Origin of the sequence: Microbacterium sp. UBA1097 (assembly GCF_002313585.1) — a bacterium.
Classification (GTDB): Bacteria; Actinomycetota; Actinomycetes; order Actinomycetales; family Microbacteriaceae; genus Microbacterium.
The window spans coordinates 33,579-48,181 of record NZ_DCBW01000008.1; the positions used below are offsets into that span (position 1 = coordinate 33,579).

A 14,603-nucleotide genomic window follows, 5' to 3' on the forward strand; every position below is an offset into this window, starting at 1 on the left:
ATGGCTGCAGAGTGGGGCCCGACGATCCAGGGATCCACCAGAGGGATGCCCGGATGGAGCGGTCACGACCTGTTCTGTGATGCCATCGCGGAGGTCTACGTGGGCGTCCTGCCGCGGCGCCCCGAGCGGCCGAGCTTCGACGCCGACTTCGCGACGTACGACCTGGGTGATGCATCGCTCGGGATGATCGACACGCCGGCAGTGTGGGCCGACCGCACGCGGAGCTCGATCCGCCACGTGCCCGACGACGCGCTGTTCATCAATCACAGCACGACACCCTGGGGGTTGCAGCAGGGTGGCCGGGAGTGGGCTACCGGGGCGGCATCCGCCCTCGTCTTGGACAACGCTCAGCCGTTCACGGTGACGGTGGGCGAGAACCGGCGGCTGCGCCTGTCATCGCTGCGTGTTCCGCAGTCCCTCGTGGGGCGTCGTCTCGCCGAGCCCGAGGCTCTCAATGACGCCCTGAGCCGTGGCGGTGTCGGCGCCCTCCTCGGGACCCAGATGGGCATGCTCGCGGCTGCCACGAGAGCGCGCCTGGCAGGCGCCGCCACCGCCATGGTCGACACGGTTTTGGAGCTGCTCGACGCGGCATCCCGCGGCGTCGCTCCGCCTGACCGGGTGGCGACCATGAAGGCCTATGTGGAGAGCCGGCTCGCTGATCCCCGACTCGGGGCGGCGGAGGTCGCCCGCGCGTTCGGGTGCTCGGTTCGGACGGTCCACGAGCAGTTCGGGCGCGACGGCACCACGCTCGGCTCCTACCTTCGCGCGGCGCGACTGGACCGGGCCCGTCAGATGCTCCTGGCTCCCGCACCACGCACGCGCACCATTGCGGCAATCGCGCGGGAGTGCGGATTTGCCGACGTGGGGACTTTCCACCGCGCCTACCGTGCGCGCTTCGGGGTGAGCCCTGCAGCAGACCGGTGACCCGCGCCTCCGCTGGCGCGCCCCGGATGTCGGCGGCGGACCCTAGCCTGTGAGCATGAGTTCCGAGATGGTCCGCACCGATCTGGTCATCGAGGACGACGGTCTTGCCCGCTGCGGCTGGGTCGGTGCTGATCCGGAGTACATCCGCTATCACGACGAGGAGTGGGGCCAGCCGCTGCACGGTGACCGCGCTCTGTTCGAGAAGATGAGCCTCGAGGGCTTTCAAGCGGGGCTGTCGTGGATCACGATTCTGCGCAAGCGCCCGCGTTTTCGCGAGGTGTTCGCGGGGTTCGAGCCCGAGGCCGTCGCGGCTTTCGACGAGCACGACATCGCGCGCCTCATGACGGATGCCGGCATCGTGCGCAACCGGGCAAAGATCGAGGCGACGATCTCTAACGCAAGGCTCGTGACGGAGATGGCGCCCGGGGAGCTCGACGCGCTGCTGTGGTCTTTCGCTGTGCCAGGCGATGAGCGGCCACGCCCCACAGGGCTGAGGGAGCTGCCCGCCACCACCGCGGCATCCGAGGCCCTGAGCCGCGCGCTGCGGCGCCGCGGGTTCCGATTCGTCGGGCCGACGACGATGTACGCCCTCATGCAGTCGGCCGGGATGGTCGACGACCACCTCGACGGGTGCTGGCGAGCCGCCTGAATCCGGCTCTGGAGCCGCTACCGCGGCGTTTCGGCGTCGGGGTCTGTCAGCTCAGGTGTGGCAAGCGCGACTCCCGTTTCGATCAGGTGCGGGGCGTCATGGTCGACGACCTTCACGATCACCCCGCGGCGGCGCAGCTCAGCCACGGTGCGGATCTCTTCCCCGACATCTCGCCCCAGAGCGTGCACCGTGGCAACCACGACGACATCACCGCGGCGCAGGCGCCCGAACAGGCGGGCCAGTCGGTCCTCCCACGACTCGAGGGTCTCGGGCGACGGATGGCGAAAGTTCTCGATGGGAACACCGAACCGCGTCAGCGCGTCGTGCTGGCTCACCACCGGCGGCATCCCCTCGCGGGAGACCACGACACCGACCAGGCGCGCGTCGGAGGGGCGCGCTCGCCACCACGCGCTGTCGGCGCGTTGCGGGGCGAAGCACGTCGGACAGTCCGCCGCCTGGTGCGCGCCGGGGGATGCCGCGACGGGCCCGCCGTGATCGTCAGTCATGGAGGCCTCCACGGCTATTGTGCCTGACGGTGTCGACACTGGCGCCACTGGTGTCGTATCAGTCCGCGCTCTCCAGTCGCAGTTCGACGTTCAGCTGCGAAGCGTCGAGCTCGGCAAGGGCCCGACGCAAGGCTGCGCTGCCGAACTGGCCGCCGCCGCTCAGCTCGATGAGTCGCTCCCGGCGCACCCTGATGAGGGCGAGCCGCAGCTCGAGGATGTCGCGCGCTTCCTCATCCTCTGCTTCGCCGGACTGCAGGAACAGGGGCCCGACCCGCTCGGTGAACTCCGCCGCGAACGGCGAACCGTCGCGGCGCGTGAGTGACCCGTCATCGGCAGCCATGAGTGCAGCCTGGTGCATCTCGCGCGCGAGCCGCTGCTGCTCGGATCGCACGAGGTTCTCGTCGTCTTCGTTGGAGACGCGGAGGAGTCGCACCAGGGCCGGGAGAGTGAAGCCCTGCAGCATGAGGCTGGTCAGCGCGACGGCGAACGCGACGAAGATGAGGAAGTGTCGGGAGGGAGCGTCGGCGGGCAGTGTCTGGGCCGCCGCGAGGGTGACGACGCCCCGCATCCCCGACCAGACGATGATCGTCCCGTGCTTCCATCCGAGGGGTGCGGCTCGGTAGTAGTTCAGGTCGGACATGGCGCGAGAGATCCGACGGCGGAAGCCGGCGAGGCGACGGTTCCAGCCGGCCTCGGTGATGTGGCGGCCGCGGTCTCCATACTGCTCGGGACCGCCGGCTTCGATCTCATCGATCCGGTCTGAGATGGCGTTCAGTCGCTGGGTGCGCCTGGGATGCAGCCGCCGCCCCTGCCCCCAGACCAGCAGCGCGACGTATCCGGTCCGGACGACGAGCAGGATGCCGAAGGCCGCCCCCGCGATCCACAGGCCGTGAGCGATGCCGTGGATGCCGTTGGCGGTGCCCGTGACGATCTCGCTCATTTCGAGACCCATGATGAGGAAGACGCCTCCCTCGAGGAGGAGTTCGACGGTATGCCAGGTGACGCGGTCGGACATGCGCTGTTCGGGCGTGAACCAGCGATCCGCGCCCTGGCCTGTGACGATTCCCGCGACGACGGCGGCGACGAGTCCCGACCCGCCCAGCTCTTCAGTGGGGAGGTAGGCGACGAAGGGAACGATGAACCCGGCTGCCGTGGTTGCTGCCGAGCTACGCAGCCATGATCGCAGGCGGAGGTTCGCGTAGCCGACGATCGCGCCGATCACGATCGCGATGAAGACTGCCCAGAAGAACCCGCCGACCGCGTCGATGGCCGGCGGAGCCTGGCCGGTCGAGGCGATCATGACGAATGCGGCCACTGCCGAGTTCAAGATCACCAGTGCGCTCGCGTCGTTGAGCAGGCTCTCTCCCTCGAGCATCGTCACGACCCGTCGGGATACGCCCAGTCGCTTGGCAACCGCCGTGGCGACGGCGTCCGTGGGGCTGAGGATCGCACCCAGAGCCAGCGCCAGGGGATACCCGAGATCGGGGATCGCGAAGTAGAAGAACGTGCCCAACACGAACGAGCTCACGAACACGAGCACGACCGCAAGGCCCGCGATCGGGAGGAGGTCGCGGCGGAACTCGACAGCGGGGAGCGAGACAGCCGCCGAGTAGAGCAGCGGTGGCAGCACGCCCACCAGGATCCATTCCGGGTCGACGCTGATGTCGGGAAGGAACGGGAGGTAGCTTGCGACGATCCCGACCAGCACGAGAAGGAGCGGCCCCGCAACCTTGATGCGCGGGGCGACGCGGGCTGTCATCGCGACGACGAGAACCCCGCCGATGACGAACAGGAACGCGTCTCGTGTGGTCACAGCAGCCCTCGTGCGGCGACAGCGTCGCGCTCCGAGACCAGCTCGGCAACGGAGGCATCGATGCGCGCCCGTGCGCGCGCATCGACCTCGAGCCCCTCGATGATCCGGTATCCGGCGCCATCCGATGACACCGGGAACGAGCAGATGAGGCCTTCGGGAACGCCGTACTCGCCGTGGGAGACGACCGCGGCAGAGGTCCACGCGACTCCCGCGGTCTCGTCCCGGACGTGGTCGATCGCGGCAGCCGCGGCGGATCCCACCGAGGAGGATCCGCGGACGTCGATGATCTCGGCGCCGCGCTTCGCAACCCGGGGGATGAAGGTGTCATCCAGCCAGGTCAGCGCCGCATCCTCTCCGCCGAGTCGCGCAGCCAGGGCGGCACGTGCCGGCATCCCGTCGACGAGGGCATGGTCGACGTCGGGGAACTGTGTCGCCGAGTGGTTGCCCCAGATCGTCATCCGCTCGATGCTCGCCGCCGGCCGGTCCAGGGCACTGGCGACTTGCGCAACGGCACGGTTGTGATCCAGGCGGGTGAGCGCCGCGAACCGCTCGGCCGGGACGTCGGGCGCGGATGCCGAGGCGATCAGCGCGTTGGTGTTCGCCGGGTTTCCGACCACGAGCACCCGCACATCGTCGGCTGCCACTGCGCCGATAGCGGCGCCCTGCGGCCCGAAGATCCCGGCGTTGGCTTCGAGGAGGTCAGCGCGTTCCATGCCCGCCGTTCGCGGGCGCGCCCCTACAAGGAGCGCGATGTTGCAGCCGTCGAAGCCGGCGTGAGCATCGTCGGTGACCTCGACGTCGGTCAGGAGCGGGAACGCGCCGTCCATGAGTTCGAGTGCGGCGCCCTCGGCGGCCCTCATCCCCTGCGGAATCTCCAACAGTCGCAGCCGCACCGGCCGGTCGGGCCCGAGCATGTCGCCGGCGGCGATGCGAAACAGCAGCGCGTAGCCGATCTGGCCGCCTGCGCCGGTGATGGTAACTGTCGTGGGCGTCGCGTCGGGAGCCATGACCCAGAGCGTAGTCGTCGGCCTCGTCTCAGGTTGGTCCGATGGTCCCACTTCAGGGAACGCGTGAGGTCCTGACGGGGTTCTCCCGGCGGAGGAGATCGGCCGCGATCTCGCCGATCACGATGGCCGGCGCGTGCGTGTGACCGCGGATGATCGTCGGCATCACCGAGGCATCGGCCACGCGCAGGCCCGAGACGCCGCGCACGCGGAGCTTCGGGTCGACGACGGATGCGGCATCCGTCCCCATCCGGGCCGTGCCGACGGGGTGGTAGAGCGTGTGCGAATAGCGGCGCATCGACAGCTCGATCCGCTCGGCGCTGGTCATGCGCTCGCCGCCCTCGGGCTGCACCCAGCTGCCCGTGGTGACGGCGCCCAGCGCCGAGGTCGCGATGAGTCGCTCGCACACCTCGAGGCCGGCGTGCAGTGTCGCGGCATCCGTGCCCTCGGGGTCGCTGAGATAGGCGGGGTCGATCAGCGGGTGCGTGTGAGGATCGCTAGAGGCGAGACGGATGCTGCCGCGACTGCGCGGGCGCAAGAGAATCGCACCGACAGTGATGCCCTCGCCCGGGAGGGGAACGAGGCCCTCGCCGACGTAGGGCGCGGCGGCGAAGATGATCTCGATGTCGGGGAGGCCCTCGGGCATCCCTGCGTGGGATGCGACATCGGTGCGCACGAACCCGTACGCCTCCGCGACGTTGGAGGTGAGCATGCCGCGTCGGGTGGCGAGGTAGCGCAGGAGCTCCGATGGGCGCTCGGCGCCGTACAGCGTGCCGGCTATGGCGGCAGGGGCGAGCCCCGCCACGAGGTGGTCCTGCAGATTCTTGCCGACCTCGGGGGAGTCCACGAGGGTACGGATGCCGACCTCGGCGAGCTCATCTGCCGGCCCGACACCCGAGAGCATCAGGGTCTGCGGGGTATTGATCGCGCCGCCGCACAGGATCACCTCGCGCCGAGCGCGGGCGTGGCGGGTCGTGCCGGCGATGTCGACGTAGACCCCGGTGGCCCGTGGCTCGCCATCGCTGGCGTCCGCGAAAGTCACGCGACGGACGTGAGCGTTCGTGACGACGCGCAGGTTCGGCCGTGCCGCGGCGGGCCGAAGGTAGGTGTCGGCTGTCGAGGCGCGGGCGCCGCGATGCTGGGTCACCATCGTCTGCGAGAACCCCTGCCCTGTGGGGAGGTTCGCCTCGGTGATGTCGTATCCGAGTTCGCGAGCGGCTTCGAGGAATGCTGCTGTGTGGGGCCGCGGGTCGCGCTGTCCTTCCACCGTTTGCGGACCCGACCGCCCGAGCGAGGAGTCGACGGCATCCTGCACGTTCTCGATGCGGCGCAGCACCGGCAGTACGGCATCCCACGACCAGCGCTCGCCCGCGGCCTCGGCCCACTCGTCGTAGTCGGCGGCGAACCCGCGCACCCACATCATCGCGTTCAACGACGATGAACCGCCGAGGGTCTTGCCGCGGGGCCAGAAGATCCGGCGACCCTCGAGTTCAGGCTGAGTGACAGTGTCGTAGCCCCAGTCGTACGGTCCGCGGAACAGCTTCTTGAACGCCGCCGGGACGTGAAGCTCCAGGGCGCGGTCGGGGCCTCCCGCCTCCAGCAGCAGCACCGTGACGCGGGGATCCTCGCTCAGGCGAGCGGCGAGGGTAGCTCCTGCAGAGCCTGCGCCGACGATGATGTAATCGGCCTCCAACTCGCCGCCGCGTTGCGGCGCGCGCCGCGGGCGCCCGCCGGTCACGACCGGAACGCCGACTCGAGGATGCCGAGCAGAGTCGTCAGGCGCGGACGGATGCGGAACCGCGTGAGCAGTCGCCCCCCGTCTGCCGCGCCGGGGCTCGTGACGAACCAGGGTGGGCGGGGAAGCGCCGAGAACGTGCCGGGTCCGATTAGCGCACCGATCGAACGGGGGAACGGTCGGAACGGCCCGCGCATCACTCCCCGTTCAACGTCATCCAGCAGCAGTGCATTGTGGACGACGCCGATGCCGCTTTGGACGTCTTCGAGGGTCCCGCCGGGATACGCGCCCCACGGCATCGTCGGGATGCCGAACGCGACACCGGTCCAGGTGTTGATCGCCACCGTGCCGTAGCGAAGCTCCGCGACCGCGTGCTCGAACCCGTCGCCGAGGGCTGCCTCGGTGTCGGGATCGATGAGGAGGTTGGCGCCGAGGGTTCCGGTCAGTCGCGCGTTCGCGTACTCGACAGCAGCGTCGAGGAACTCCTGGCCATTGCCGGGAAGCGTAACGACGCCCAGGGCCGGTACGAAGTACTCGGTGGTCTCCATGGGTGTCGGGTCGGCATCCGTGCCCACCTCGATGACCGCGCGGGTGTGGCCAGACGACCAGCGCGCACCCGGGTATTCGTCGGCCACTTCGGCCAGACGCGCCTGCGCTCCGGGGTACCACACGGGCCGCTGCGGTGCGCGGGCCATCGCCGCCTCGACCTCGGCGAGGAATCGCTCGCGCTGGGCCCAATCCGCGCTGAGGATCACGACCTGCCCGGCGACGCAGTTGTGACCGCTGTTGTGCAGGCGCATTGTCGCGACGTGCTCGGCCTGGAACCGCAGGTCAGCATCCGACCACTTCCCGGGAACGACGATGATCGGCGATACACCCCCGAGTTCGGCGGTGATCGGCACCGATAGTCGGGGGCGGGCGCGACGCTTGCCCGTCGCAGTGCGGCCGAACACGATCGTCTCGAACGTGCGAGCTGCTCCCGTGATATGGACGTGATCGATCCCGGCGTGCTCGGTGAGGGCAGCGCCGACCTCGCCGCCTCCCTGCACGATGCGCAGCAGCCCGAGCGAGATGAGAGGCGCCAGGGCGCGGCCGAACACCGGAGCAAGCGGGTCCTGTGTCGGGTTGATCTTGAGGATGCTGACCCGGTTGTGGGCGATGAGCTCGTAGAGGACGTCGAGTACCGGGATCGAGGTGATGTTGCCTGCGCCCAGGACTAGTCCTACCCCGCCGGACTCATTGGGCAGGAGCTGGCCAAGACCCGCCTTCCGCTGAGCGTCAGCGAGGGTCACGCCCGGGCGCAACCACACTTCGCCCGAGAAGCCGGAGACGAGTAGGCCATCGACAGCGCTGGTGGGAAACGCGTGGACGCGGACGCGATCCCCGGGAGCGGTGTTGACTCGCAGACGATCGAGCGGGCTGGCGCCGACCCGCAGACTCGTGAGCGTCTCGATGTAGGCATCGATCGAGACGACTGTCGCGTACGGCCCGGTCAGCCATTCCTCGCCAACCAAAGGGCTACCGAGATCGAGGCCCTTCGCTCGCGCCGCGGTGAGCGCCCAGTCCTCGGCTTCAGTGGCAACGGTGGCACGGATGCTGCGAAGCAGCCGGATCCGTTGGCTGAGGGTCAGCGCGCTCCAGGTGCGGGATCCCGCGCGCAACTCTTCGATGGCTGCGTCGAGCGACGGGATGACCGAGGCGGCATCGGCCACGGTGTTCGCTGCGGGACGAACGGATGACGGCATGGGCGCGCTCCTTCGGACGTGCCTCCAGCATATGTCCGCGGCACCGCGTGCCACCCGAGGTGGAGCGCCGTCTCACGGCGCGGTCAGTCCCTACGAGATCAGTGCGAGTTCGCGCAGCTTCGCGTCGACATCGGCGTTGCTCGGCTCGACGTGGTGCGACGCATCGGGGTAGACCACGACGGGAATGTTCGTGCGACCAGAGATGTCGCGCGCGACATCCGCAGCCGCCGGGTCGGCTTCGAGGTCGATGTACTCGTACGCAACGCCCAGTTCGTCCAGCTGCGCCTTCGTGCGGCGGCAGTCGCGGCACCAGTCGGCGCCGAACATCGTCAGGGTTCCAGTCTCCGAAGTCATGCATCCAGGATACGACGGCACTGCATCCGTCGGCCGGTCAGTGGGATCTTCGCCCGCCCGCCGTTTTTCGCGAACCCACAGCTTCCCCCCCAACCCACATCATCCGGGAGTCGATTGGTGTGGGTTCGGCGCAGAAGGGGTGGGTTCGGCAATGTGGCAGGGGCCCCAGGCATCAGTGAGAGCCTGTGGATGCGCTATGGATCGGTGGACAGCGGTACGGCGATTTCTCCGCGGCATGCCAGCATTGACCCATGGATCTATCCATCGTCGTGCCGACATACAACGAGGCGCCCAACATCGCGGAACTCGTGACTCGGGTCGCGTCGGCGACGAGCGGCATCCGTGCGGAGGTTGTCTTCGTCGATGACAGCACCGACGGTACCGCCGATGAGATCCGCCGGGTAGCTGCGGAGGCGGTGATTCCCGTCCGCCTCATTCACCGTGACATCCCCACCGGGGGCCTCGGCGGAGCCGTGATGGTGGGGTTCGACGCGGCGGCCTCCGACATCTGCATTGTCATGGATGGCGACCTTCAGCACCCGCCCGAGGACATTCCACGCCTGTGGCGTCGCTATGTGGTGGGGGATGTCGATGTCGTCGTGGCCTCGCGGTACAGCGGTGAGGGAACCAACGGTGGACTCGCCGGGGCATCCCGGATCGCCGTGTCCAAGTCGGCGACCCTGCTGACAAAAGCGATGTTCCCGGGGCGACTCAAGGGCGTCACCGATCCGATGACAGGCTTCTTCCTCATCGATCGCCGACTTCTTGACCTGAGCACGCTCAAGCCGCGCGGGTTCAAGATCCTCCTCGAGATCCTTGCCCGCACGAACCTGCGGGTTGCTGAGGTGCCGTTCGATTTCGCCGACCGCAACGCCGGCGAGTCGAAGGCGTCGTTCCGGCAGGGTGTGCATTTTCTCACTCAGCTGACGATGCTGCGTTTCGGCAAGATGTCGATGTTCGCCGTCATCGGCGGATTCGGTGCCGTCGCCAACATCGCGATCGTCTGGCTCTTGACGCGATGGGGGGTCCACGACATCCCCGCGATGATTGTCGCGGCCGAGACCACCATCATCGCCAACTTCCTGCTGCAGGAGAGGTTCGTCTTCCAGGATGTGAAGAAAGAGGCATCCGGTGTGTGGAGCAGGTTCGCAAAGTCGTTCGGCTTCAACAACGCCGAGGCGATCGTGCGGATCCCGCTGACGGCGCTCCTCGTGTCCACGTGGCACATCTCGGTTGTCATCTCGACCGCGATCACCCTCGTGATCGCGTTCTTCGCGCGGTTCCTGTTCCACGCGCTCGTGGTCTACGCCCCCTCGCGCGGCAGCCGAAGGGGTGTCAAGATGCGCACCCGCGAGGTCCTCGAAGAGCTCGACGAGCAGATCATGGCGCCGGGCGAACTCTGACCCGCTACCCCTGATTTCGCGGATCCGGCTCAGCCGATCTGCCGCGCGAGGTCGCCGACCGACATGGCCCTGGCCCTGGCCGTCGGCCCGGTGCATGTCTTCGGTGTGGGAGCGCACGATGACGTAGGGCGATGGATGCAGCTCCCGCCGATCCCGCGTGATCATGAACGACGTCGTCAGCACGTCGTGCGCGTCGACGACCGGGACGGCGAGTTGATACCAGGCGTCGTCGGCGTCGTCATCCGTCACGATCACCGAGTGGTTCGGCAAAAACAGCCGACCGTCGATGAACGCGCTCAGCTCGTCCCAGGTCGGCAGGTAGAAGCCCTGGTCGGCGATATAGGCCATCTGCTGTTCGAAGTTGCCGATGTACGCATAGTTCAGGCGCAGCCATCCCGGTTCGCCCTTGGGGTTCGAGGTGAACTGGTGATACATGAGGATCGGGATTTGCGCGCCCTCGGCGGCGTTGGCCTCGGGGATGGTGCAGGCGCCGTACAGCGTGCGTTCGCGCTCGTCGCAATGGACGAGCTCCGACCCGTTGACCCGGTCGGCGATGCTGAGACTCTCAGCCCCGGCGGGCGTGGCGTACCATCCAGCGAAACGCCGATGCCCCCGTGTCCGTCAAATTGGGGGTCGCTACCGCGCCGACGATGAGTGCCACGCGGCGTCCGACGCGCACCATCACGCGCGATGGGAGGATTGCATTCGTGAATGATGTCCCGACCATCGATGTTGTCGCCGCTGTCGTCACAGACGGTGACGAGATCCTCGTGTGCCGTCGTGGGGCCCGCATCGGTCAGCCGGGCCGCTGGGAGTTCCCCGGGGGCAAGATCGAACCGGGCGAAGCCCCGATCGACGCCCTTGTGCGAGAAGTGCAGGAGGAGCTCGGGGTCGGCATCCGTGTCACGGGGCATCTGTCGACAGATGACACCCACGTCGGCGACCGAATCATTCGCCTCGCCTGCTATCGCGCGGAACTGGAGGGCGAGCGGCCGACAGAGAGCACCGATCACGATCAGATGAGGTGGGTCCGCTCCGGTGACCTCAACCAGTTCTGGTGGTCAGAACCCGACCTGCCCGCTGTGCGGATCCTGGCCGCGGAGTAGCATGCGAGCGTGCCTCGCTACGTCATCACGCTTGCCGGAGAGGACCGCTCTGGCCTCGTCTCGGCGGTCGCGGATGCCGTGAGCGCCCACGGCGGCAACTGGGAGGGAAGCCAGCTCGCCGAACGCGCCGGCGTGTTCGCCGGGGTTGTCGAGATCTCGGTTGCTGACGAGTCTGCACAGACGCTACTGGACGCGCTGCGGGCACTTGATGAGACGCTCACGGTCACGGCGCTCTCGGGAGTAGGCGCCTCCGCTGCGGACCGCCAGGTCAGTTCCCTCGTGATCTCGTTGGTGGCCAATGACCGGCCGGGAATCGTTCGCGACGTGTCGGCCGTGCTCGCCGCGCACGAGCTCAGCATCGACGACCTGTCGACCGAGGTTCGGGACGCGGCGATGGCCGGCGGACGCATCTTCGAGGCATCCGTTCTGGCGCATACGGTGGCCGGGACAGACCTTTCCCGGGTCAAGGAAGACCTCGAGAAGCTGGCGGCAGAACTCCAGGTCGAGATCGCCATCGGCTGACCCGAGCGGTCACGCCCGCACGATTGGGCGCCGGTCACTGGTGAGCGAGTGCGTCCCAGTTGATCTCGATGCGGGTCGGGTCGCGCGGTGAGATCAGCGCCGGGAGGATCGAGCCGACGCGGGGCCAGTACTTCGCACTCGTCACAACCTCGGTGCTGATGCGTGTCTCCGGGATGCCGTCGGTGGTTGTGACAACCTCGAGTTGGCAGGCCTGGTAACGCGCGCGACCGACGCGATCGGATGCCGAGACCACCCGAACCGTGCCGCGCACCGCATCGTCAAGCGGATCGCGGGTGTGCTTCTCGAGCATGCGCGCTGCCTCGTCGACCCAGGGCTCCTCCATGTCCGAAGCCTACGGGACCCGCCGCGAGGCGCACCTCACCGCGGGATTTCAGTTCGCCGGTGGGCTTGATGCTCCTATAGATGTCAAGCCGCGTTGAGATGTTCGCGGTAGGCGGTCGCGAGTTGGATCCGGTCGTCGAGATTCGTTGGCCATCACCTGATGAGGGTCGAGCCTGGGTCGCGGAGGGCTACGGCACGAGCCGCGTGCGGTGCTCGTTCCGGACGACGACCCCCGGCTCGTAGCGCACCCGGTGTCCCGACTCGACCAGCCGTCACACCAGTTCCACGCCCTCGCCGACCCGCATATCCGAGTCAGACCGTCGGCGAGCGGCGGTGCGGACCACGAGGCAGGTGCCGGACCCCCAGCTGATCGCGGCGTTCGGGCGCGCCGTGCCAGGCCGAGCATGTGGGGGCACGGCCAGAGAGCCAGCTCCGGGTCGGCGAAGTGCCACAGCAGGGTCGGGACGCAGTCGGGTTCCAACCGCATCGGAGTCCACGAACGCGACGAACTCGGTGGTGGTTTCCTCTCTCTCGTCTGGGATGTTAAGTGTGGGCCGGCGGGGTCAGCGGCTGCTGAAGATGTCCGACACGGCGGGCGCGACGTCGCGGTAGCCGTGCACGATCCGGCACTTGCCGCGGCCGCGGGCCGCCAGTTCGCGGCCGAGCTCGACGTCCTTCTCGCCAGTGGCATCCAGCAGCACGTCCAGCCGCGGCAGCCGCGCTGCCAGCGGCCGCGGGTCGGGGCCGGCGTTGTGCACGCAGTCCGACAGCAGCAGCGCGCGCGCTTCCCGGGCGGGCACCCGGGCCAGTTGCGTCGCGGCCAGCTCCAGCGGGAACGCCACGTTCGTCAGGCCCCGCGCGGGCAGCCGCAGGATGCCGTCGAGGAGCGCCTCCGGATCGACCGGGTCCCCGAGGTTCAACACGATCGCCGCATCCGACCAGAACGCGATCACACCGAGAGCGTCGTGCTCGAGTTCTGCCGACAGCGCACCGACGACGGCGGCTGCGGTGCGGATGCGCTCGCCTTTCATCGACCCCGAGACGTCCACGAGCAGCACGACGGAGCGCTGAGTGCGCATCCGTTCGCGCACGAAGATGTCCTCGTCCTCCGGCACCGGATGCTCGGCCAGCACCTCGATGGTGCGATCCAGGTCGATCTCGTCCGATGAGCCGCGGTAGGGCAGGCTCACAAGCGCACCGGAGCCCCGGCGGGCGGTGACGTCGCGGCGGGGGCGGCGCACCGCCAGCCGCGCGGCGATCTGGCGCGCTCGCGCCCGGACCGCCGGATCGACGACCACGGCCTCGTCGCCGAGGCTCACGAGCGTCGCCGGTTCATCGGTCTCGGCCGGTGCGGGTGAGCCCGTGACCGGTGCTGCAGCGCGCTTGCCTGGTCCGGAGGCGCGCAGGATGCTGCCGGCTCGTCCGGACACGTCGAAGACGGTGGGTGCCTCGTCGAGCTGCTTCGGGTTCCGGCGCAGGGGAGCACCGGGTGTCTTCGTCGCCCGGGTGCGGCCCGATCGCAGCGGCGAGTCGGCGGCGACGTCCCTTCACCCCGGCGCCGCCTGATGGGGCTCCAGGATGAACCGGTCCTCCCAGATCTCGCGCAGCACCCGCTCCGGGGTGGTCTCGGCGGCCTCGTCGAGGTGGATCCGCCCCGACAAGGCCACGATCATCGCGTCGAACACGAGTTCCGGGTACGCCGCGTCGTCGGGACCGGTCAGGTCGCGCAGCTGCGCGAGGCGCGTGGCGACCAGTGTGGTGTCGATCGCGCCGCGGACGCTCGAGCCCTGGCGGACATCGGGATGACGTCGCGTCGCGCGGGTGACGGCGACCGCGTCGCCGGTCAGGCGTTCGCCGAGCGCTCCGGTGGCGCCGGTGCGCAGGCGCACGATGCTCTCCTCCGCCTCGGCGTCCTGGTAGTCCACCGCGAGCCGGTTCAGCCGGTCGTGCACGCTCGTGGACAGCCGCGTGGTGCCGATGTTGTCGTACGGGTTCATCGACGCGATCACCCGGAACGTGGGGAGCGCGCGGATGGTGCCGACCCGCGGCACCGTGATCGCCCGGTCGGCCATCGCCGTCAGTAGCGTGTTCAGGGTGTCTTCGGGGGCCCGGTTGAACTCCTCGATGTAGAGGAACCCGCCCTGCTGCATCGCCTCGACCAGAGGCCCGGGGACGAAGTTCTCGGCCGAGTAGTCCTCCCGGAGCACCCGGGCGGGGTTGTGGTGGCCCACGAGCTTCGCCGGGGTGAGGTCGGCGTTGCCCTCCACGAACAGCAGCGGGATGCCCCACTCCTGGGTGATGGCGGTGAGCATCGTCGTCTTGCTGGTGCCCGGCGGTCCTTCGAGCACGATGTCGCGCCCGGCGGCGACGGCCGCGAGCGTGAGCTCCAACTCACGCTCGCGGCCCACGAGCCGCCGCGCGATCCGATCGCGCGCGCCGAGGAGATCCTCCGCGTCCGTCAGGGCGGGTGGCGTCGCACCGGTCACCGCGGCTGGTCCTC

The 14,603-nt window shown here is 68.8% G+C and carries 14 protein-coding genes; 5 read left to right on the forward strand and 9 right to left on the reverse strand.

The genetic code is table 11. The features are described from left to right. Positions 1-924 carry an AraC family transcriptional regulator gene (locus B4F19_RS01515; RefSeq protein WP_292727390.1) on the forward strand — a complete coding sequence of 308 codons (924 nt, stop codon included), beginning with the start codon at positions 1-3 and terminating at the stop codon, positions 922-924. Between the two features lie 55 nt (positions 925-979). Further along, positions 980-1,573 carry a DNA-3-methyladenine glycosylase I gene (locus B4F19_RS01520; protein ID WP_292727389.1) on the forward strand — a complete coding sequence of 198 codons (594 nt, stop codon included), beginning with the start codon at positions 980-982 and terminating at the stop codon, positions 1,571-1,573. Positions 1,574-1,590: 17 nt separating this feature from the next. Here B4F19_RS01520 and B4F19_RS01525 read toward each other — a convergent pair whose 3' ends face one another. The 6 genes from B4F19_RS01525 to B4F19_RS01550 form a co-directional block, all read right to left on the reverse strand. Continuing rightward, a complete protein-coding gene (locus B4F19_RS01525; RefSeq protein ID WP_292732425.1) occupies positions 1,591-2,079 on the reverse strand; it encodes a recombinase family protein in 489 nt (162 codons plus the stop codon). A 58-nt stretch (positions 2,080-2,137) separates the two neighbouring features. After that, on the reverse strand, positions 2,138-3,892 hold the full coding sequence (locus B4F19_RS01530; RefSeq protein ID WP_292732427.1) for a cation:proton antiporter: 1,755 nt from the start codon (positions 3,890-3,892) through the stop codon (positions 2,138-2,140). Next, positions 3,889-4,899: a malate dehydrogenase gene (locus B4F19_RS01535; RefSeq protein ID WP_228179337.1), complete on the reverse strand. Its 1,011-nt coding sequence runs from the start codon at positions 4,897-4,899 to the stop codon at positions 3,889-3,891. The genes B4F19_RS01530 and B4F19_RS01535 overlap by 4 nt, the downstream gene beginning before the upstream one ends. A gap of 52 nt (positions 4,900-4,951) precedes the next feature. Then, on the reverse strand, positions 4,952-6,634 hold the full coding sequence (locus B4F19_RS01540) for a GMC family oxidoreductase (RefSeq protein ID WP_292732429.1): 1,683 nt from the start codon (positions 6,632-6,634) through the stop codon (positions 4,952-4,954). After that, entirely contained in the window at positions 6,631-8,376 is a 1,746-nt protein-coding gene (locus B4F19_RS01545) for an aldehyde dehydrogenase family protein (RefSeq protein WP_292732431.1), read from the reverse strand. Before B4F19_RS01545 ends, B4F19_RS01540 begins: the two co-directional genes overlap by 4 nt. Positions 8,377-8,466: 90 nt before the next feature. Continuing rightward, positions 8,467-8,730 (reverse strand): glutaredoxin family protein, encoded by a 264-nt coding sequence (locus B4F19_RS01550; protein ID WP_292732433.1) that lies wholly within the window; start codon positions 8,728-8,730, stop codon positions 8,467-8,469. A gap of 251 nt (positions 8,731-8,981) precedes the next feature. Between B4F19_RS01550 and B4F19_RS01555 the strand changes: the two genes are divergently transcribed. The 3 genes from B4F19_RS01555 to B4F19_RS01565 all read left to right on the forward strand — a co-directional run bounded on the left by B4F19_RS01555 (position 8,982) and on the right by B4F19_RS01565 (position 11,761). Continuing rightward, positions 8,982-10,133, forward strand: coding sequence for a glycosyltransferase (locus B4F19_RS01555; RefSeq protein WP_292732435.1), 1,152 nt, complete (start codon positions 8,982-8,984; stop codon positions 10,131-10,133). A 707-nt stretch (positions 10,134-10,840) separates the two neighbouring features. Further along, positions 10,841-11,239, forward strand: a complete 399-nt coding sequence (locus B4F19_RS01560; protein ID WP_292732437.1) for a (deoxy)nucleoside triphosphate pyrophosphohydrolase — start codon at positions 10,841-10,843, stop codon at positions 11,237-11,239. A gap of 9 nt (positions 11,240-11,248) precedes the next feature. Further along, on the forward strand, positions 11,249-11,761 hold the full coding sequence (locus B4F19_RS01565) for a glycine cleavage system protein R (protein ID WP_292728127.1): 513 nt from the start codon (positions 11,249-11,251) through the stop codon (positions 11,759-11,761). 34 nt (positions 11,762-11,795) lie between these two features. Here B4F19_RS01565 and B4F19_RS01570 read toward each other — a convergent pair whose 3' ends face one another. The 3 genes from B4F19_RS01570 to B4F19_RS01580 all read right to left on the reverse strand — a co-directional run bounded on the left by B4F19_RS01570 (position 11,796) and on the right by B4F19_RS01580 (position 14,589). After that, positions 11,796-12,104 carry a hypothetical protein gene (locus tag B4F19_RS01570; RefSeq protein ID WP_292728129.1) on the reverse strand — a complete coding sequence of 103 codons (309 nt, stop codon included), beginning with the start codon at positions 12,102-12,104 and terminating at the stop codon, positions 11,796-11,798. A gap of 562 nt (positions 12,105-12,666) precedes the next feature. Continuing rightward, positions 12,667-13,533: a vWA domain-containing protein gene (locus B4F19_RS01575; RefSeq protein ID WP_292728131.1), complete on the reverse strand. Its 867-nt coding sequence runs from the start codon at positions 13,531-13,533 to the stop codon at positions 12,667-12,669. Between the two features lie 117 nt (positions 13,534-13,650). After that, positions 13,651-14,589, reverse strand: a complete 939-nt coding sequence (locus tag B4F19_RS01580) for an AAA family ATPase (protein ID WP_292728133.1) — start codon at positions 14,587-14,589, stop codon at positions 13,651-13,653. Between the last annotated feature and the right edge of the window lie 14 nt (positions 14,590-14,603).